This window comes from Streptococcus sp. X13SY08, assembly GCF_001182825.2.
Classification (GTDB): Bacteria; Bacillota; Bacilli; order Lactobacillales; family Streptococcaceae; genus Streptococcus.
In genome coordinates this window covers 317137-335772 of the sequence record NZ_LFYO02000002.1, presented here as the reverse complement: position 1 = coordinate 335772, position 18636 = coordinate 317137, and the positions used below count along the sequence as shown (strand labels likewise).

General features: G+C 40.2%; 16 protein-coding genes, 1 tRNA gene, 1 other RNA gene and 7 pseudogenes. 11 read left to right on the top strand and 14 right to left on the bottom strand.

Features of this window, described 5'->3' with window-relative positions:
* The first annotated feature begins 119 nt into the window (after window positions 1-119).
* The 4 genes and pseudogenes from AEX56_RS02290 to AEX56_RS02275 all read left to right on the top strand — a co-directional run bounded on the left by AEX56_RS02290 (window position 120) and on the right by AEX56_RS02275 (window position 2010).
* Window positions 120-485, top strand: a complete 366-nt coding sequence (locus AEX56_RS02290; protein WP_049617741.1) for a GntR family transcriptional regulator — start codon at window positions 120-122, stop codon at window positions 483-485.
* A gap of 1 nt (window position 486) precedes the next feature.
* Window positions 487-1186, top strand: a pseudogene (locus AEX56_RS02285) (ABC transporter ATP-binding protein).
* Window positions 1187-1200: 14 nt separating this feature from the next.
* A complete protein-coding gene (locus AEX56_RS02280) occupies window positions 1201-1380 on the top strand; it encodes a hypothetical protein (protein WP_049617740.1) in 180 nt (59 codons plus the stop codon).
* A gap of 6 nt (window positions 1381-1386) precedes the next feature.
* The gene (locus tag AEX56_RS02275; protein WP_049617739.1) at window positions 1387-2010 is read left to right on the top strand and encodes a hypothetical protein; all 624 of its coding nucleotides are present in this window, start codon (window positions 1387-1389) and stop codon (window positions 2008-2010) included.
* Window positions 2011-2089: 79 nt separating this feature from the next.
* On the opposite strand, the gene AEX56_RS02270 is transcribed toward AEX56_RS02275, so the two are convergent.
* Window positions 2090-2177, bottom strand: a tRNA-Ser gene (locus tag AEX56_RS02270).
* A gap of 1 nt (window position 2178) precedes the next feature.
* Window positions 2179-2528: a transfer-messenger RNA gene (ssrA, locus tag AEX56_RS08155) on the bottom strand.
* 109 nt (window positions 2529-2637) lie between these two features.
* Between ssrA and AEX56_RS02265 the strand changes: the two genes are divergently transcribed.
* From AEX56_RS02265 to AEX56_RS08375, 5 genes and pseudogenes are all read left to right on the top strand, one after another.
* Entirely contained in the window at window positions 2638-3234 is a 597-nt protein-coding gene (locus AEX56_RS02265; protein WP_049617738.1) for a TVP38/TMEM64 family protein, read from the top strand.
* 129 nt (window positions 3235-3363) lie between these two features.
* Window positions 3364-3504, top strand: coding sequence for a hypothetical protein (locus AEX56_RS08535; RefSeq protein WP_160315163.1), 141 nt, complete (start codon window positions 3364-3366; stop codon window positions 3502-3504).
* Window positions 3505-3542: 38 nt separating this feature from the next.
* A pseudogene (locus tag AEX56_RS09480) lies at window positions 3543-3708 on the top strand (pneumococcal-type histidine triad protein); the annotation flags it as partial.
* Between the two features lie 68 nt (window positions 3709-3776).
* Window positions 3777-4265 (top strand): annotated as a pseudogene (locus AEX56_RS09475) (pneumococcal-type histidine triad protein); the annotation flags it as partial.
* A gap of 209 nt (window positions 4266-4474) precedes the next feature.
* Complete coding sequence (locus tag AEX56_RS08375; RefSeq protein ID WP_053093898.1) at window positions 4475-6013, top strand: hypothetical protein; 1539 nt, start codon at window positions 4475-4477, stop codon at window positions 6011-6013.
* A gap of 35 nt (window positions 6014-6048) precedes the next feature.
* On the opposite strand, the gene AEX56_RS02250 is transcribed toward AEX56_RS08375, so the two are convergent.
* The 3 genes and pseudogenes from AEX56_RS02250 to dnaG all read right to left on the bottom strand — a co-directional run bounded on the left by AEX56_RS02250 (window position 6049) and on the right by dnaG (window position 9334).
* Window positions 6049-6369 carry a metal-sulfur cluster assembly factor gene (locus AEX56_RS02250; protein ID WP_049617736.1) on the bottom strand — a complete coding sequence of 107 codons (321 nt, stop codon included), beginning with the start codon at window positions 6367-6369 and terminating at the stop codon, window positions 6049-6051.
* Window positions 6370-6486: 117 nt separating this feature from the next.
* Window positions 6487-7544, bottom strand: a pseudogene (locus AEX56_RS02245) (sigma-70 family RNA polymerase sigma factor).
* A 2-nt stretch (window positions 7545-7546) separates the two neighbouring features.
* Window positions 7547-9334 carry a DNA primase gene (gene dnaG / locus AEX56_RS02240; protein ID WP_049617735.1) on the bottom strand — a complete coding sequence of 596 codons (1788 nt, stop codon included), beginning with the start codon at window positions 9332-9334 and terminating at the stop codon, window positions 7547-7549.
* A 102-nt stretch (window positions 9335-9436) separates the two neighbouring features.
* Between dnaG and mscL the strand changes: the two genes are divergently transcribed.
* On the top strand, window positions 9437-9805 hold the full coding sequence (gene mscL, locus AEX56_RS02235; RefSeq protein ID WP_049617734.1) for a large conductance mechanosensitive channel protein MscL: 369 nt from the start codon (window positions 9437-9439) through the stop codon (window positions 9803-9805).
* Window positions 9806-9877: 72 nt separating this feature from the next.
* Here the strand turns inward: mscL and galE are convergent.
* The 7 genes and pseudogenes from galE to hemW form a co-directional block, all read right to left on the bottom strand.
* Window positions 9878-10830 (bottom strand): annotated as a pseudogene (gene galE / locus AEX56_RS02230) (UDP-glucose 4-epimerase GalE).
* A gap of 66 nt (window positions 10831-10896) precedes the next feature.
* Window positions 10897-11052 (bottom strand): 30S ribosomal protein S21, encoded by a 156-nt coding sequence (rpsU, locus tag AEX56_RS08145; protein WP_082326149.1) that lies wholly within the window; start codon window positions 11050-11052, stop codon window positions 10897-10899.
* A 23-nt stretch (window positions 11053-11075) separates the two neighbouring features.
* Window positions 11076-11702 (bottom strand): TIGR01906 family membrane protein, encoded by a 627-nt coding sequence (locus AEX56_RS02225; protein ID WP_049617733.1) that lies wholly within the window; start codon window positions 11700-11702, stop codon window positions 11076-11078.
* Window positions 11692-12465, bottom strand: coding sequence for a TIGR01457 family HAD-type hydrolase (locus AEX56_RS02220; protein ID WP_049617732.1), 774 nt, complete (start codon window positions 12463-12465; stop codon window positions 11692-11694). The genes AEX56_RS02225 and AEX56_RS02220 overlap by 11 nt, the downstream gene beginning before the upstream one ends.
* A 17-nt stretch (window positions 12466-12482) precedes the next feature.
* Complete coding sequence (locus AEX56_RS02215) at window positions 12483-13106, bottom strand: NUDIX hydrolase N-terminal domain-containing protein (RefSeq protein ID WP_049617731.1); 624 nt, start codon at window positions 13104-13106, stop codon at window positions 12483-12485.
* On the bottom strand, window positions 13090-13344 hold the full coding sequence (locus tag AEX56_RS09470; protein WP_443031013.1) for a hypothetical protein: 255 nt from the start codon (window positions 13342-13344) through the stop codon (window positions 13090-13092). Before AEX56_RS09470 ends, AEX56_RS02215 begins: the two co-directional genes overlap by 17 nt.
* A gap of 111 nt (window positions 13345-13455) precedes the next feature.
* Window positions 13456-14934, bottom strand: a pseudogene (hemW, locus tag AEX56_RS08840) (radical SAM family heme chaperone HemW); the annotation flags it as partial.
* A gap of 224 nt (window positions 14935-15158) precedes the next feature.
* Here hemW and AEX56_RS02205 point away from each other — a divergent pair.
* A pseudogene (locus AEX56_RS02205) lies at window positions 15159-16598 on the top strand (FAD/NAD(P)-binding protein).
* A 298-nt stretch (window positions 16599-16896) separates the two neighbouring features.
* On the opposite strand, the gene AEX56_RS02200 reads toward AEX56_RS02205, so the two are convergent.
* Both AEX56_RS02200 and deoD read right to left on the bottom strand, forming a co-directional pair.
* A complete protein-coding gene (locus AEX56_RS02200; protein ID WP_049617730.1) occupies window positions 16897-17664 on the bottom strand; it encodes a hypothetical protein in 768 nt (255 codons plus the stop codon).
* On the bottom strand, window positions 17664-18374 hold the full coding sequence (deoD, locus tag AEX56_RS02195; protein WP_049617729.1) for a purine-nucleoside phosphorylase: 711 nt from the start codon (window positions 18372-18374) through the stop codon (window positions 17664-17666). Before deoD ends, AEX56_RS02200 begins: the two co-directional genes overlap by 1 nt.
* Window positions 18375-18636 lie beyond the last annotated feature (262 nt).

Below are 18636 nucleotides of genomic sequence, written 5' to 3'. Positions count from 1 at the left end.
CTTTTCTTGAAAATCTTTCTTATTACATTATTATACAAAAAAATAGAAGATAATACTTGCATTTTAATAGGAAAAATTGTATTATAGATTTAACACAAAAATACAGAAAGGAGATTCTTATGGCTTGGAAATTCGATAACAAACTTCCGATTTATATGCAAATCAGCAACATCATTAAACTGCAAATTGTGACTAACCAGCTCAAGTCTGGCGATAAACTGCCAACAGTCAGGGATTTGGCCGAAACGGCCGGCGTCAACCCCAATACCGTTCAACGTGCACTTTCTGACTTAGAGACAGAAGGTTTTGTCTACTCGATGCGCACAACAGGACGCTTCGTCACCGACAACCACGAACTGATTCGTCAAACACGTGTGCAATTAGCGCAAGATGAATTGAAAAACTTCGTAGATAACATGTTAAAACTAGGTTTTGAAAAAGAAGAATTAGCAAAACAAGTAGATCGCTACTTGAAAGGAGAATAATATGGACAGACAATTGACCCTCGTAGAATTGCAACAAGTTTCCAAATCCTACGGCAGTATGTTCGCCCTCAACAATGTCAATTTGAAATTATCAGCAGGTAAAATCATTGGACTTTTAGGGCCAAACGGTTCTGGTAAAACAACGCTCATCAAGCTCTTGAATGGCTTGCTCCAACCAAATTATGGACAAATCCTCATCAACGGACATCGACCTTCGCCTGAAACTAAGAAAATTGTTTCTTATCTACCAGATACGACTTATTTGGATGAAAGTCATGGAAGCTGTTGAATTCTTTCAAGATTTTTATAGCGATTTTGATATGGAACGCGCCCTCCACCTTCTGCAGGACCTTAACATCGGTGTGCAAAGTCGAATGAAACACCTTTCAAAAGGAAACAAGGAAAAAATTCAATTGATTTTAGTGATGAGCCGCCAAGCTCAACTCTACATTCTCGATGAACCAATCGGAGGCGTGGACCCTGCTGCTCGCGACTACATCCTTCGCACCATCATCAACAATTACTCTCCTACTTCTTCTGTCATCATTTCAACTCACTTGATTTCAGATGTGGAACAAATCCTTGACGAAGTGATTTTCCTTCAATAAGGAAGTGTCGTTCGTCATGGCAATGTAGATGACTTACGAATCGAAAGCGGAGAATCCATCGATGAACTCTTCCGCCGTGATTTCAAGGCTTAAGAAAGGAGAGCAAGATGTTTGGAAAATTGTTAAAATACGAATTTAAATCAGCTGGCAAATGGTATCTGGGACTGTACGGTATCATCGCCATTCTATCCGTCGTCCTAGGATTATGGATACAAACTTTGGTTCTTCGCAGTCGTGAAGACATCAGCAACTCTATCAATAGTGCAACTATGGATACCGAAGGTTAGCTCTTTATGCTGACAATCATCATTTTTACCTTGATTATTGGCGGTTTGATGATTTCAACTTGGCTTTTAATCCTTCGACGTTTTTACAAAAATATTTATAGCCGTCAAGGTTACCTCACGATAACACTTCCTGTCACCAGCCATCAAATCCTTCTTAGTAAGTTAGTTGCTGCTATTATCTGGCAAGTACTCGCTCTCCTTATGGGCTTTGTAAGTTTTGCCATTATCATTGGACTCGCTACTATCTCTGGATGGCATGAAATGGATTGGTCTGCTGCTTTCTCTGAACTTGGACGAGTCGCTGATTTTGGCACCATTTTACGTGTATTGGGCTACGCTAGCGTGAGCACAGTCAGCAGCATTCTTCTTATGTACTTCGCCATCTCTCTCGGTCAACTCTTTAGAGATCATCGTATCCTACTTGCAGTGGTCTTCTACTTTGGCATGACAACCGCTTTGGGAATTATTGAATCTATTATCAACGTTTCTCTTTTAAGCAATATGGAAGATTTATCTAACCCACTTGATTTCTTTACCGTTTATCCAATTATGACAGTCATTGATATTCTGCTTGCTATCGGCTTCTACTTTGGAACGCATTACATCATGACTAAAAAAATCAATCTTTAATACTGAAAGTGGTCACTTGACCACTTTCTTTTCATAAAAAATACAAATAAAAAAGCACTGCTACTGCAATGCTTTGGGACGGAAGACATGGGATTCGAACCCACGCACGCTTTAACACGCCTACCGCGTTTCCAACACGGCCTCTTAAGCCTCTTGAGTAATCTTCCATCATGGAGCCGGTGGGAGTCGAACCCACGTCCAAACACCTGCTAACTTATTCGTCTACAACTATAGGTTATGCATTTCCTTTAACTGAACTGACGAGACATAACTCAACTCTTCAGTCAGCGAGTCTATGAATCTCTTTTGATTTAGCTAGACAATAAACCAACGTAGCTTGTTATTTTAAGACCTAACGACAAACACAAGCAATCTATGTCAGGTCACGCACGCAGGTGTTTAGGCTGCTAATGCGTAAGAGTTTGTATTTTTTGCAGTTATATTTAACTGGCAATTTTACATCTGCCGATGAGTTGCATAACAAGCCTCATAATGCCTGTCGAATCCGTAACGACCCCGTTACGACGATACGCTTAATAGTATAACAAATTTAAAATGAAATTGCAAAACAATTTCATTCCTCAGATATTCCACTACACTTTAACTTCTTTATGGTACAATATGACTATGTATAAATTCTGGCAAAAAACGATAAAAGTCCTCAGCGTCCTAGTACTGATTGCGACTTTCTTCCTCCTCATCTGGCTTTATAAAATCGGTATTTTGAACGACCAAAATGTTCTCAAACATACTATTGAAAGCCAAGGTGCTTGGGGAAGTTTAACCTATATTCTCATTCAAATTATTCAAGTTGTCTTCCCAGTGATTCCAGGAGGAGTCACTACTGTTGTTGGCTTCTTAGTCTTTGGACACTGGTGGGGATTTGTGGTCAACTATATTGGCATTTGCATTGGTTCTCTTATCCTCTTTTGGTTAGCGCGCCGATATGGTAAGAAATTTTGCCTTCTCTTTATGAGTGATGAGACCTTTTACAAATATGAAAGTAAGATTGATGATAAACGTGGCTATGAACTATTTTTCATCTTCTGTATGGTAGCTCCTTTCACACCAGCCGATATCGTTGTGATGATCACAGGACTTACTAGTATGAGCTATCGTAAATTTATCACTATTACTCTGCTCTGCCGTCCCATTTCCATTCTAACTTACAGTTTCTTCTGGATTTACGGTGTTGATATCTTGAAAAATTTCCTACATAAATAAGCTTAAATATCCTATAACTGTCAATGGTAATAGGATTTTTTATATTTTCCTAACTCATCTTGCTTCTCATCCGATCTCGTGTTATAATTAATCGGTAAATAATTAACTGGATAAGGATAATTTAAAAAAATGAAAAAACGTACACGTATACTCTATCTAACGGGTATCCTTTTAACTTGCCAACTTAGTTTAGCAGCCTGTCAAACCAATGCAAAAAACTCCTCTTCTCAAGAGCCTAAAAAAGAGCAAAAACAGGCCAAAAAAATATAAAAGAAACGAAAGAAAAAGGCGAAAAACAAAGAAGTTCTGTTCCGGGAATTGATAAACCGACTGATGATGGCTTTTTATTAACCAACGAAAGTCAAATTCAAAGTAAAATTGAAGACGGTATTGTAGTAGAACATGACGGTCATAGCCACTTCTTCTTTTATAATGACTTAAAAGGTACTAAATGGGAATACTTAATCCCTGCCGATAAAAAAACTCAGGCAAATACTGCTGCTAAATCTACAGAGCCAGGACACAACTCTGCTAATCATGGTGGAGATGGCTACGTATTTAATCCGGATGATATCGTTTCCGAAGATGCAAACGGTTATATGGTTCGCCACGGTGATCATTATCATTATATTTGGAAAAAAGATTTAGTAACGAACGGAGCTTCAGTTGTCGCTCCTCAAAATCATCAACATGGAGCTTCAACTTCTTCTCCAAATACAAATCATCACCCCAATAAACCACATAAAGTTCAAAAACCTACAGGAACCAACCCTACTAACACTAATAAAGCAAGTGATGCTACGAAACGTGATAAGGATGGGAAACAACAATTTCCTGGCGTGCATTATAAGACAGATGATGGTTTCCTATTCGATGGAAAACATGTTATCAAAACATCTGATTTGGGATTAATGGTAGCTCACAATGGAAATCAAGATGATATCCATGTGATTCCGTATTCACAATTAGTGAATACAAAGTGGGAACATTTTATTCCATCAAAATATCTTGAGGAAGCAAAAAAGACTTATCAAGCAAACGAATTCGAGCAACCAAAGACAAAAAATGTTATTAGTGGTACAGATTTTGTAAAAACCCAAATCAATTTCCTCCAGCTATTGGAAAACTAATAGCCGAAAAAATCGACCGCGCCATTCGAACAAATCCCTCACACTCCGAAGAAGAAATTCTTGATGTTGAGCACAATGTCTTTACCTATCCTCATGACGACCATCATCATATGGAGCCGATTGATGCTACTAAGCCATTTGGAGATGGAAACGCCATTTATGATTTTGTTGAGTATGATCTTCCAGGTAAGCCCGAATTAGAAACAGTTGATATGTTTGGCCCATATATTACAGAGACCGTTGATCGTTCTAAACTATCAAAAAAACAAGTCCTTATGAATCACCCAGAAATCATGAATCATATTCACGATATTAACAGCTATTATCTTTTAAGCTTTGTGGCTCAAGATGGGGATGCAGATTTAGGCTACGCCAAAGATGCTGGTCTATTGAAAGTGGGACAGCAAACTGGAAAAACAGTTACTTATCTTGTGAAGAAGGGGACCAATCTTCATCAATTAGGCATCAAAGCACCAGAATTAGTTGCAAGCCCATCTTATTTCTTTAAGAAATGGTTAACCAACTTACCAGAAGACGGTGTACTAAAGCAAAACTTAACAGTAACTGCTGCTTTCCGTCATGAAAAACATCGTGATACACCTGCTGTTCTTACTGGAGATTTGAGCACACAAAACGTGCATTCTGGCGACTACGCACTCATAAAATTTACTACCTTTAACTTTGGTAAATTAGAATATAACAATATGAAACAGGCTGGTTTCCACGTTCATGTCCGAAATGACTTGGCTTGGAAGGAAGCTCTTGCAAAAGGATTCAGCTTCCCAACATCATTTCCAGATAATGATCAAATTGAATTCATTCATTGGACTGGATCTCTTGACTATCCAACTGGCCAAGTATTGAATCAAAAAGTATCCACAGGTATTTTCTTAGCAAAATTTGGTTTAAAACGTCCCATCATAGGTGCCTATGTGCCAAGTAATAGCGAGAAACCATTGGATAGCAGCGATACAAATCGACCACATACAAACAGCGTGACTGCACCCTATGATAAAAATAAATATATCACTATTGTGATTGATGCAGGTCCGCATGCACACCTTCGTTATAATGGACAAAATAACCGTCAATTTGCCTTTGTTGTTCGTAAGAGAACCAAGCGGGATACGTTTGCTGGTATTATGGCTGGAGTACAAATCTTACCAGAGGAGGGCTATGTCGCACGTGGCCACCACATCGCACTGTCAAACATGTCTGAAGAAATCAAAGAAGGTATCTACCAAGAAAATGTCGTTGCTGCTGATGCGGCAAATCCAAATCCAGATTCTTCAAAACAAGCTACTGACCAAGATGGCTGGATTAACGATGATGAATTATTGGGAACTTCGACTGGAGAGAGTCAAAAACCTCAGACTGATAAAGATTCAACTGAACCAAATTGGATTAGTGATGACGAATTATTAGCTCCTGATGATAATCTTCCCACAGAAGGAACACTCCTTCCTACTCAACCTTCATCAACTGAAGAAGAAACGTCAAAACCTAAAAAAGAAATACCATCAGAAAAAGTTTATTTAGGTGATGAAGCGCAAGATGAAGCAACTATTCCTGCCAAAGATACGAATGACTCATCCGATCCAACAACCTCTCCTTTATATGTTGAAGAAAGTGATGATCTCTTACCATAATAAAAAAATAAGCATCTATCCAAGATGCTTATTTTTTATCGAATTCCAAGAGCAATACGAGCGTAGCGACTCATTTTATTGACTGTCCAAGCAGGTGACCAAACTAGACGCACGTCTACTTCTGTCACTTCTGGAACGCTCTTTAGGACGTCATGAATCTGGTCCGTAATCAAATCTGCCAAAGGACATCCCATCGTTGTCAAAGTCATGTCAATCTCAGTTTTTCCCTCTTTAAAACGAATTTCATAGATAAGACCTAAATTGATAATATCAATCCCTAATTCAGGGTCAATCACTTCTTCTAGCGCTAGAAAAATGCGCTCTTGAATCTCTTTTACTTGTTCTTCTGTATACATGATCACACTTTCTTTCTTAGCAGGTAAGCAGTGGATTAATTGAGATTACTCCATTTTTTACAGATTATGCTCTATTTTTCTTTTTTGCGAGCGGTTAAAAAAGTTCGGGGAACCTCTTTAATCCTCCATAAAGTCGCGGAGTGGTTTGCTGCGGGATGGATGGCGGAGTTTACGAAGGGCTTTAGCTTCGATTTGGCGGATACGCTCACGCGTAACATTGAAGACTTTACCAACATCTTCCAAAGTGCGCATTTTACCATCGTCAAGACCAAAACGAAGACGCAAAACATTTTCTTCACGGTCCGTCAATGTATCTAATACTTCATCTAATTGTTCTCGAAGAACAACACGCGTTGTATAATCTACTGGATTCTCAATCACTTCGTCTTTGATGAAATCACCCAGATGGCTATCGTCTTCCTCACCGATTGGTGTTTCAAGAGAAACTGGCTCTTGAGCAATTTTGAGGATTTCACGGACTTTATCAGGTGTCATATCCATACGCTCAGCGATTTGCTCTGGTGTTGGATCTTGTCCCAATTCTTGCAAGAGATTGCGCCGCTCGCGAACCAATTTATTGATGGTTTCCACCATGTGCACAGGAATACGGATAGTACGAGCTTGATCCGCGATAGCACGAGTGATAGCCTGACGAATCCAAGACCCATGTTGCCTTCTTGAATCAAGTCCAAGAACTGCATGCCACGTCCCACATAACGTTTTGCGATAGAGACCACCAAACGCAAGTTGGCTTCTGCCAAACGTTGTTTAGCTTCCACATCACCTGCTTCAACCGCCAAGGCTAACTCTTGCTCTTCTTCATTGGTCAAGAGCGGCACTACACCGATTTCTTTTAAGTACATACGAACAGGGTCATTGACTTTAGCAGAGTTGCTTCCCAGCAATTCTTCATCTGACAATTCAGGCTCTTCTTCTGTCTGCATGACACGTGAACTTGGATTTCCACCCTTATCCACGATTGAAATTCCTGCATCTTGGATTCGTTGGAGCAAATCATCCATACCGTCTGCAGCAAGAGTGAAAGGAATGACCAGCGTGTCATTGATTTCATCGTCTACGGCTGTTCCTTGTTTTTTGTGGTTGCGGATAAACTCTGCAACTTGCACATCAAAAGTCGTTACTTCTGTTTTCTTTTCTGGTTTTTTAGTCGCCATATTTACTCCATTTTTCTTTTTTGTAAAATAAGCTGTGCTAGCTCATCGAGAGCAGCATCATTGTTTCCAACATGTGATTGTTCGCGAATGCTACGCGACTTCAATCGATTGTCTCTCTTTATCAATTCGCGATTACGTGCCAATTCCAGTTCTTCTAACTCATTTGAACCAACTTCTTGAGGTAATTTTTCTTCTAAAACCCGATACCAAGCATGCTGAACTGTATCTTCCTGCTGTGCCAAGTCATAAGACGTAATTTCTCCATTTTCAGAAAGTAATTCAAACAAAACTTGCAACTCTGGAGTTGCAAAGTGAAAATCTTCCCTCAGTCGATAATCATTGAGAATATAGGGATGTTCTAGCATCCGATAAAAGAGATGGTTTTCCGTCCTCAGGAGACTGGAGATCTTGGTCTGCATAGGCATCTGCGCCACAGGCTGCGTTGCTTGTCTCTGTTGCGATTGCTGACTAATCTGACTGCGCTGTGCTAGTCGAAGATTATTGACAGCCATCTCCACTTGCTGATAGTCAAAATCAGGTAAGAGATCTGCTACCTTATAAATATAAGAATTCTGAGCCGTGATGGACTTGGTCCTAGCAATAATCGGTGCCATCTTATCTACAAACTCAATCTGCATCTGCAAATTATCAGGATTTTCAGGTTTAAGATAAGAAATCAAAAATTCTACATCACTGATACGGGATTTCGTTAACACCTGATGAAGCGCTTCTTCCGAATGTTTTTGAACAAATTCATCTGGATCCATTCCATCCGGCAAGGAAACAATCTCCACTTCAAAGTTCTGTAACTCTTCCAAAACCTTTGCCGTTGCTGACTGTCCTGCCTTATCTCCATCATAGGTTAAGACGATTCTCTTACAATGCTTGCCCAAATGATTCACGTGCTCAGGCGTCAGAGCCGTTCCCATGGAAGCTACCGCATTCTCAATCCCACTGCGATAGGTTGCAATGACATCCATGAAGCCCTCCATCAAGTAGACTTCCCGTTGCTTTTTGATAGCAGCCTTAGCCTTGTCCAGATGATAGAGTTCATAGCTTTTATTGAAAATAGCAGTACTACGACTGTTTTTGTACTTAGCCAACTGCTTATTTGCCAAATCAGCCTGTGTCCAAATCCGTCCTGAAAATGCCACCACCCGACCATATTCATCTGTCAGAGGAAACATAATTCTTCCCTGAAAAGCATCGTAAATCAAATTATGATCAGCCGCATTGAAGAGACCTGAATGAAGCAAATCTTTTTCCGAAAACTTATGGGATAAACTACGAAAGAGTAGATTCTGCTCACTCGGCGCTAGACCAATCCGAAAATAGGAAATCACTTCATCCGACAAACCACGATCATGCAAATAGAGACGCGCTTCCTCTCCCATTTTAGTGGTCATTAACAATGCATGATAAAACTTGGTCGCTTCCTTATGAATATCATAGAGAACTTGATTCGGATGGCGTTCCTGATGCGTGTGTGGCTGACGCGCAGCAATATCCATCTGGAAACCAGCCTTTTCAGCTACTAACTGCACACTGTCCGCAAAGGAAATCCCTTGTGTCTCCTCAATAAATTTAAAAACGTCTCCTGATTTACCACATCCAAAACAATGGTAAAACTGCTTGTCTTCAACCACATTGAAAGAGGGTGTTTTCTCGCCGTGAAATGGACAAAGTCCTAAATAATTGCGTCCAGCCTTTGTCAGAGCTACCGTTTCGCCAATCACATCGACAATGTTGACGGCTGCCTTAATTTCATTAATCGTATCTTTTGAAATCATAGCTCCTCCTTTTCCAAATCACAAGCGATTCCATGCTTGTAAAATAAATTAAATTATCTATAATAGTAGTTAAAATATATTATGAAAGGACATATTTAGGATATGTTAAAAGATTTAAAAGCATTTTTATTCCGCGGCAACGTTCTTGACCTTGCTGTAGCGGTTATCATCGGGGCTGCATTCAAGGCAATCATCGATTCTTTGGTAGCAGATGTCATTACACCACTTCTCTTGAATCCAGCTTTGAAAGCTGTTGATGCTGAAAATATTTCACAACTTAAATGGAATGGTGTTGCTTACGGCAACTTCCTCAGCGCAATCATCAACTTCTTGATTATTGGTACCGTTCTTTTCTTCATCGTTAAAGCTGCTGAAAAAGCAATGCCTAAGAAGGTTGAAGAAGAGGTTGTGGCTGGTCCAACTCAAGAAGAATTACTTATCCAAATTCGTGATTTGTTGGCTAATAAATAATTTTAGAAAAACGGGCTTCGGTCTGTTTTTTATCTTAAAATGCAAAAGAAGCTCGAAAGCTTCTTTTTTGTATTAACCTTGGTATCCGTTTGGATTTTTAGATTGCCAGTTCCATGTATCACGGCACATGTCTTCAATCGATTTTTCAGTTGTCCAATTGAGTTCAGCTAGTGCTTTATCCGCATTGGCATAAAATACTGGTAGGTCTCCCGCACGACGTGGTGCAATTTTGTAGGGGACTTCTACACCTGTAACTTGGACAAATGTGTTAACTCTAATTTTCCCAAGGCTTTGACATGCCCTCTTGCCAAATCCACCACGTGTATGTAATCACGAACACAAGTCCCGTCTTCCGTATCGTAGTCGTCCCCAAAGATATTGAGAAACTCACGCTTTCCAACAGCGACTTGAGCGATAAATGGCATGAGGTTATTTGGAATGCCAGATGGATCTTCCCCAATCAATCCTGACTCATGCGCTCCGATTGGATTGAAATAGCGCAAGAGCGAAATAGACCAGTTGTTGTCAGCTACATAGATATCACGCAAGATTTGCTCACACATAACCTTTGTTTGTCCATATGGACTTGTTGGCACACCAACTGGCATATCTTCCTTATACGGAGATGGGTTGAAAGAACCATAAACTGTCGCGCTGGATGAGAAGACGATTTTCTTCACATCAAACTCTAACATAACTTCCACTAAGGCCAAAATACCCATGAGATTATTCTCATAATATAGTCCTGGTTTTTGAACAGATTCTCCGACAGCTTTGAAGGCGGCAAAATGAATGGCTGACTCAATATCCTCTTTTTCAAAGACTGTACGCAGGGCATTCTTGTCCTTGACATCCAACTGATAAAAAGCAGGTCGTTTGCCTGTAATATTTTCGATGCGGTCAATCACCTTGCTACTGGCATTAGACAAGTCATCTATAATAACGACCTCTTTACCAAGTTCTAATAATTCCACAACAGTGTGACTGCCGATATATCCAGCACCACCAGTAACGAGAATAGACATAGGGTCTCCTTTTTTAAATCAAACTAGTAAAATAAAAAACAGCAAGCAGCTGTTTTTCATCATTTATTAGAATTTTTTACGCTTACGAGCTGCTTCTGATTTGCGTTTACGTTTTACAGATGGTTTTTCGTAGAATTCACGTTTACGTGTTTCTTGAAGAGTACCAGCTTTGGTAACCGCACGTTTGCTCCCCTCAATTTCAAAGTCGTTAACATTATACACTGGAAAACGCTAGTTGTCAACACTTACACTACTTTTTTCTTACAGCAAAGGAAAATCATGGCGCACATAAGAAATTCATACAAGAAAAAGAATAAAATAAAGCAGTGCATGAAGAAATCTTGCGGCAAAATGTAGATAACTGGATCTTGATTGGGATCAAAAAGCCATGTCGAGTCACCCGGAAAAAGAAGTTTGTGAAAGAGGACAAAGAACGTATCAAATCCAATCAAAAATGCTAGAAAGCCAATCACAATGGGCAAGATAGCTGCTATCACAAATTTTCTTTGAAAGAGATGTCCATAACCTTTTAAGATCACATTTTTAATGAATAAAATCAGCGCAGGTAAGGTAAGAAGGAAAATGACCTGAGCAAGGTGAAAGAGAATTTTCACTTGATGGAAATGATGCAAACCAGCATCAGATGATGAAAAATTGGGCATGGACAAAACCTGTTGAAAAGGATTCGTCAAATAATGCATGAGAGTATTAAAATTGTAAGAAATATCGGCAGCCTTCATATAAACAATATTTTCCAAACCAAGCCACTTGATTTCTAGTGGGTAAAATACCCAAGCTAAATAAATGGTTGCTAAAATAGCAAAGGCAAGTACATTTAAAAGGCTAAAACTCGCTTGAAATTTATGTTTCATTGAAACTCCATTCATCTAAAGAATCTAGCACATAGGTCGGCGCGATGGGTAAATGAACTACTTCTTCTTTTTTTGTGAACCCCGTCAGTACCAACAAGGTAGGAAAACCATTATCAATCCCTGCACGAATATCTGTCAGGTAATTATCGCCTACCATGAGTGTCTTGTGACGCTCTGTCGCAAGGTGCTCCAAAGCCTTGTTCATGATGGTCGCTTCGGGTTTGCCCATAATCAAAGGTTTCACTCGAGTCGCTGCCTCTAAGAGTGCCAGTAAGGAACCTGCCCCTGGTAATAGACCTCTTTCTGTCGGAATATTGAGGTCTGGGTTAGTCCCAATAAAAGTCGCTCCGCGCTCAATCGCTAAGGTTGCGGTTGCTAATTTCTCATAAGTCACATTCCAGTCCAACCCAACCACTACGTAGGCTGGATTTTCTTCATCAATCTGGTAACCTGCGTCCGCAATAGCTGTTTTGAGCCCCTCTTCTCCGATAACATACACTGTGTTCCCCTTGTCCAAATCCTTCATGAAGTCAATGGTTGCCATAGTAGCTGTGTAAATAGTTGAAAGGGGGGTCACAACGCCAAATTGACTAGACAGCATGTGCTGAGTCTGCTCAGGTGTGCGTGTCGTATTGTTGGTCACAAATAAATGCGGTAACTTCCGTTCTTGTAATTGAGCGACAAATCTCTCTCCAGCGGGAATACGGTCCTTCCCCATATAAATCGTGCCATCTAAATCAATCAAATATCCCTGATAAGCCATAGTTCTCCTTCCTCACTTTAATTAAAAACCGTTTCCCAATGTTCTGCCTGATTAGCTTCAAAGCAAAGCGCAATCTGCTCTGGTGTCGTTTTTCCTAGAGACAATTCTGGTAAGCTGTCCAAAGTAAAATAGGCACTCGCAATGGTTTCAGAGTTGACCACAAATTCCCCACTCACGCGCTGACATAAGACAAAACACTTTGTCACATGGTGGACACTTCGGCTAGGCTGACTCTTATGCTTATCCAATACAGCAATTAAGCGCTCGGCAGTCACAGTCAGCCCCGCCTCTTCCTCCACTTCTTTGATAGTATTGTCCATAATGGACTGGTCTACATCACACCATCCTCCAGGAAGTGCCCATAAACCATCATTTTCTTGGACTAAGAGAATTTGATTCTCTTGGAAAATGGCTGCGCGGGTATCTAGTTTTGGTGTTTGATAACCCGTTTCGTTGCAAAATAATTCTTCTACCTTTTCAAGGTGCATTCCTGATGGAGTGACCAACATTTCCGCCGCAATTTGCCGAATTTCTTCAAATCGTTCCTTGTCAAAGGTATTTGTTGTGTACGCCAACCCATTTTGTGCCAAACTTTGCAAGCGCATCGCCCAATCTAGCCATTTTTCATCCGTTTCTACCATTTTCTTTTCTCCATTCCATACGAGCTTGAGCACGGACTTGTCCTTCGGCTACTATGGCATGATGACTAACCAGCTCCGCCATGTCCAAGAAATGCTGAGATTCAATCGTGCCACCTGGTGAAACTTCCTTGACGTACTTAAGCGCAATTTTAGTCGGAACATGATGGGTCAGAAATTCCACATCCAGTACATCATACATCCACTCGAAATACTTACCATTATTGACATGACCATTCATATCAATGTCAAAATAACGCACATGGTATTCTTGCACATTGGGCTCATTAAGCGTAGCTAGTTTTGGGGCCCGATGCACTTTTTTAATTTTTTCAGACTGATAGGGTGCCACCAAATCATCCGGCACTGGCACCAGCTGGCGTGTTTCAAAATCAATCAACACAAAATAGCACAAGATATCAAGAAGCAAATCGCCACTTTCGTCATAGATGAAAAATTTACGATAACAGAAAAATTTATTGTAGGAGAGTGCTTCCGTCTCAATAGTGACTCTCTCATTATAGAGCGGCAATCGGTTGATGTTCAATTCGTAATCTGTTACCACCCAAACTACACCATAAGCCTCAAAAATCTCTATATCACTGCGGCCAAGAGAAGCTGACTGACGTCCCGATACTACTAGGCAATACGAGATAAAATTAGATAACTTAATCTGGTGTGTCATATCCACCATATCAAAAGGAATAATCACTGTTTCCTTATAACGTAAGCCCAAAAAAGAGACCTTTTTTGTCATCCGAACAACATCGCCTTCTTCTTGTAATAAACCTTCAGTTTTCAAATCACTTACAATTTGTCCATAGCGCTCGTCAAAAGTCAGACCGAACTTTTCCTTAAATCGCGCTTTTGAAATTCCTGTTTTTTTACGCAGACCTAGGAACATTTCTTCCTCCATCTGCTCTTTTAGTGATAGCATTTCTTCATGCAAACGAGCATGACCTTTTTCTCTAACAGACTTGAGATAATGCTGAATGGGACCACGATTGCGATAGCGCATGCCAGTCAGATAGCCAGAAGCTCCCGCTCCGAGACCATAATACTCACTGTTATCCCAATACATGAGATTGTGGCGACTTTCAAATCCTGGCTTGGTAAAATTAGAAATCTCGTAGTGTTCAAAACCATTCTTCTCCAACTCCTGCAAGATGTAGTCAAACATATCGGACTCCACATCTTCATTTGGTAAATGGAGGTTGCCCCGACGCTGACGATTCATAAAAACAGTATGATTTTCCAAAATTAAGCTATAAAGACTCATATGAGGAATATCCAAGGCAAGTGCTCTGGCTACATTGCCTTCCACCTGCTCCATGGTCTGACCAGAAAGAGCATAGATCAAATCAATGGAAATATTATGAAAATCTGCCGCTTTGAGGGCTGCAATCGTTTCATAGATTTGTTCTTGATTATGGCTTCTACCAATTTTCTTGAGCATGCGGTCATCGAAGGTTTGAACCCCCGATGATACGCGGTTACATTTGGACTTTGCCAGTACAGCAATTTTATCAGGTGTCAAATCCCCAGGGTTGGCTTCAATCGTAAATTCTTCAATCTGAGACAAGTCCAGTAGCGTTTCTAAGTTGGTCAGGAGATAGTCCAGTTGTTCCGCTGACAAAGCCGATGGCGTTCCACCACCGATATAAAGCGTCCGCAAAGCAGGAAGGTCATAGTATTTTACTTCTTCCATGAGGGCTGCCAAATACTCATCAACAGGTTGATTTTTGATAAAAACCTTAGAAAAATCACAGTAGTAACAAATTTGCGGACAAAATGGAATGTGAATGTAGGCGGATGTTGGTCGTTTTTGCATGTTCTTATTATAACACAGCTCGGACAAGAGACCAAACGACGATTCCCAAACCTTCTATAGCTGCAGACAACAGAATTCTTTCCTGACCTACTATTCTTGCACTGACCGAATCCCCATCTTCCTTTCTCACATTACTATATTTTCCATTAAAATGAGTGAACAGTTCTACTATTTCACTCACAGGTTCTACATTTTATGCTATGATAAACATAGGAGAACAGTCTATGAAAAAAAGTATTGGTATTGTAGGTATGGGAGTTAGCGGTTTTGCAGTTCTACTCGCCCTCTCTCACTTAGGAAAAGAAAAGCTGGAGCAGTTTGACATCATCTATTTTGATGATCAGGAACATTTTGGTCGTGGAATTCCTTTTCAAGAAGATATGAATCTAGCTCTTATCAATTCACCTATCTATGATATTTCCTTTGATTACCACGATATGGGAGACTTTATGACCTGGCTGGAAGAACATGGCTACTCGACAGATCAAAACTAGGTGGGGCGCCCTCTTTATGGTCAATACATGTATGAAAAAGGTCAATCCCTACTTAAAACGTTACATGCAAAAGTGATAAAAAATCGAGTCGAGGACTTGATCTATTTACCTAAAACACAACAATGGAAAATTAGTCTCAAGATTGAAAAGTATGAAACAATCTTTGATGAACTTCATCTGTGCTGTGGAGATTTGCCGGTTATGGATCCTTATTCACTCGAAAGTAGCCCTCATTACATTGCGGCCCCTTATCCCATCAAAGAGCTCGGTCGTATGAACTGGACATCTGAACCAGCCGCCGTCGTTGGAACAGGACTCGCCGCTGTTGATGTAATCAAGTGGTTAGTTACTCAAACTAAAGTGTCTGTAAATGCTTTTTCCCGCTCCAATTACTTTCCTACTGTACGGGTTTTGGATGGTCCTGACATCAATTGGTCTATCATGTCAGATGCCATATTTGAAGACTTGCGCCAGCAAGAAAGCTTTTCATTTCAAACTTTTAATCATCTCTTTGAAAAGCAATTACAGGAACTTGGTTTTAGAGACTGGAATTCCACCCTCAATACCTATTTGGCACCAGATATCAAAGGCATTCAGCTAGCTAAGAAGTATCCAAGTCAGCTCTATCTCCTACAACAATTAGCATCTCGCGTGGCTGATTGGTTTACGGATCTTTGGCCACTCATGACTAATTCAGATAGAAAAAACTACCAAGATATGTATGGTAAAGCCATTATCAACCTCCGTAATCCCATGCCAGAAGACTCTGCAAAAAGTATTCTAGAAGCAGCTGAGCAAGGACGATTGAATATCTTAAATCAAGTATCAGATATTTCAGCATCAGAGAAAGGTTTTGTCATTTGTAGCCAAGAGAAAGCAAAGCTTGTTGTTAACCATGTCATTAATGCTATAGGCTATCACCTCCGACCAAGTAACTATGACAAAGCTAATTCTCTGCTAAGAAGTTTATTGAACCAACGCTTGGCTCAGGTTGATCATCAAGGTGGGCTCACCGTGCTGCCTCAAACAGCCCAAGTTATTTCACCACGCTACGGCCTTCTGCCTACGCTCCGCGCCCATGGCACTCTCATCAATGGGGTCATCTACCAAAATAATTCTATCATTAAAATCCAAAAAATAGCTGAACGTGCCATCGGCTCCCATTTGTAAATGCTTTGTTTAATGAGATAGATAGAAACAATAGACATGCTGTTTCTTCAAAAAATTTTACTAAATTGCCTCATCGTCAAAACAAAATAAAAAGGTCCACTGGACCTTTTTATTTATCCAAATATCAGATATTTCAATAGTATTGTTTTATCACATCTCCTAAATAGCCATTAAGTTCTTACCCACCGTTTTCACCAACTAACTCTTTATCCCAGCGCAAAGAATCCATTCATTTCTATTTTTTTAAAATAAATATTTAATCAAAAAACAGCTAGCATCAGCTAGCTGTTTTTACATATTAGGTCCATTCTTTTTTGATAATATCGTTGATTTGATTAAAGTAAAATGGCTGGCGCTGGTAATGAATACCCGCTTTTTGCGCCAATAAAATAATTTTTTCTAAGAAAATCTTCGATGAAAATTTGGTCGTCCGATGAAGCTCTGCTTCGTCGAATGGTTTTATGAGATGCGCCAAGGGATTGCGGACTGATTTTTCAAACTGGCGCAAATCCTGCATGAGCTGCACGGTATCCTTCGGCAAATTAGACAATTCCAGCAGCTCTAGGAGGCTGGATGTCGTCACATTTCGAGTACGACGTTCACTAATATATGCCTGAAAAACAGGATTCTTGAGCTGCGCCATTTCATGGAATTTCCAAGTATCATATTGATCATTCTTTGCATTCAGAATGACCGATTCCAACTCAGGTAAAGTCTGCTTAGCTAAGCGGAAGAATAGTCGATACAAAATCGGCGACACTGAACGTACAAAGTCAATGATTTCGGCATTTTTGACCTTGGCTTCCAAATCCATAATATAGTTGGCGATTTGCTCTTCCTGCTCCTCGTTATGATAGAGTTGCAAGCCATATTGCTCCTCGATAGCCTTATTTTTCTCCTCATGAGTGTAGAGAAAAGCAACGTTGAGTTCGCGGCGCTCCTTGACCATCTCAAGGAGATAAAGTGCTGTTGAAGACAACTTAGCTTCTCGCTCTGCTATTTTCAAAGCAGGACCGTAGGCGTAGATATCCAAGAGAATACCAATAGATTGACGCGAATCAGTCATTATTCTGCAATCAGGGTTTCAAGCCCCACTTTCATCATGTCTGTGAAAGTATTTTGACGTTCTTCAGCTGTTGTGTCTTCATCGAGGTTGACTAAACTATCAGAAATAGTCATAATTCCAAGCGCTTGAACATGGTGTTGCGCAGCAAGATAATAGAGGGCTGCAGCTTCCATTTCGATAGCTTTGACCCCAAGCTCACCCAATTTCATATTACGCTCTGGCATATTTGAATAGAAAACATCAGAGGATAGAACATTGCCGACATGAGTTGTCATACCTAAACCTTTAGCAATATGATAAGCCTTGTCAAGAAGATCAAAGTCTGCGATTTGTGGGAAATCAAATTCTGGGAAATCATTACGAATAATATTTGAATTAGTTGCTGCCGCTTGCGCCAAGACCAATTCACGAACGTGCACATTAGGATCAATAGAACCAGCAGTCCCAACACGGATAAGTTTTTTTACGCCGTAGTCAACAATGAGTTCACGCGCGTAGATGGAAATGGATGGCATTCCCATCCCTGTACCCATAACAGAAACACGATGTCCCTTGTAAGTACCAGTGTAACCAAACATATTGCGGACTTCATTGAAGCAAACCGCATCTTCTAAGAAATTCTCAGCGATGAACTTCGCACGAAGCGGGTCACCAGGAAGCAAAATTTTATCAGCGATATCGCCTTTAGCGGCGGAAATATGGATACTCATAAGATATTAAGGGCGAACAGAAAGCGACTGAAATTTAGGGAACTAACGCAGTATGCGAACACACAAGTTAGTTCATCTAATTTCCGAGCTTTCCGCCCGTATTCAATTTAAACTGAATATAAACCCTTTCCTTTCATTGTTTATATGAATAAGAAAAGCTAGAGATCGAGTTCAAATCAGAAAGAACCGACTCTCTTCCTTTCGTTTTATTACGTTATTGGTTAAAGATAGAACGGCTGTCCGAATTCAATTTCAAAATTCG

Excerpts from the sequence above, each read along its gene's own strand:
- AEX56_RS02290 (WP_049617741.1), top strand. The coding sequence starts at position 120 with ATGGCTTGGAAATTCGATAACAAACTTCCGATTTATATGCAAATCAGC.
- AEX56_RS02280 (WP_049617740.1), top strand. The coding sequence starts at position 1,201 with ATGTTTGGAAAATTGTTAAAATACGAATTTAAATCAGCTGGCAAATGG.
- AEX56_RS02275 (WP_049617739.1), top strand. The coding sequence starts at position 1,387 with ATGCTGACAATCATCATTTTTACCTTGATTATTGGCGGTTTGATGATT.
- AEX56_RS02265 (WP_049617738.1), top strand. The coding sequence starts at position 2,638 with ATGTATAAATTCTGGCAAAAAACGATAAAAGTCCTCAGCGTCCTAGTA.
- AEX56_RS08535 (WP_160315163.1), top strand. The coding sequence starts at position 3,364 with ATGAAAAAACGTACACGTATACTCTATCTAACGGGTATCCTTTTAACT.
- AEX56_RS08375 (WP_053093898.1), top strand. The coding sequence starts at position 4,475 with ATGGAGCCGATTGATGCTACTAAGCCATTTGGAGATGGAAACGCCATT.
- AEX56_RS02250 (WP_049617736.1), bottom strand. The coding sequence starts at position 6,369 with ATGTATACAGAAGAACAAGTAAAAGAGATTCAAGAGCGCATTTTTCTA.
- dnaG (WP_049617735.1), bottom strand. The coding sequence starts at position 9,334 with ATGATTTCAAAAGATACGATTAATGAAATTAAGGCAGCCGTCAACATT.
- mscL (WP_049617734.1), top strand. The coding sequence starts at position 9,437 with ATGTTAAAAGATTTAAAAGCATTTTTATTCCGCGGCAACGTTCTTGAC.
- AEX56_RS02225 (WP_049617733.1), bottom strand. The coding sequence starts at position 11,702 with ATGAAACATAAATTTCAAGCGAGTTTTAGCCTTTTAAATGTACTTGCC.
- AEX56_RS02220 (WP_049617732.1), bottom strand. The coding sequence starts at position 12,465 with ATGGCTTATCAGGGATATTTGATTGATTTAGATGGCACGATTTATATG.
- AEX56_RS02215 (WP_049617731.1), bottom strand. The coding sequence starts at position 13,106 with ATGGTAGAAACGGATGAAAAATGGCTAGATTGGGCGATGCGCTTGCAA.
- AEX56_RS09470 (WP_443031013.1), bottom strand. The coding sequence starts at position 13,344 with ATGAATGGTCATGTCAATAATGGTAAGTATTTCGAGTGGATGTATGAT.
- AEX56_RS02200 (WP_049617730.1), bottom strand. The coding sequence starts at position 17,664 with ATGACTGATTCGCGTCAATCTATTGGTATTCTCTTGGATATCTACGCC.
- deoD (WP_049617729.1), bottom strand. The coding sequence starts at position 18,374 with ATGAGTATCCATATTTCCGCCGCTAAAGGCGATATCGCTGATAAAATT.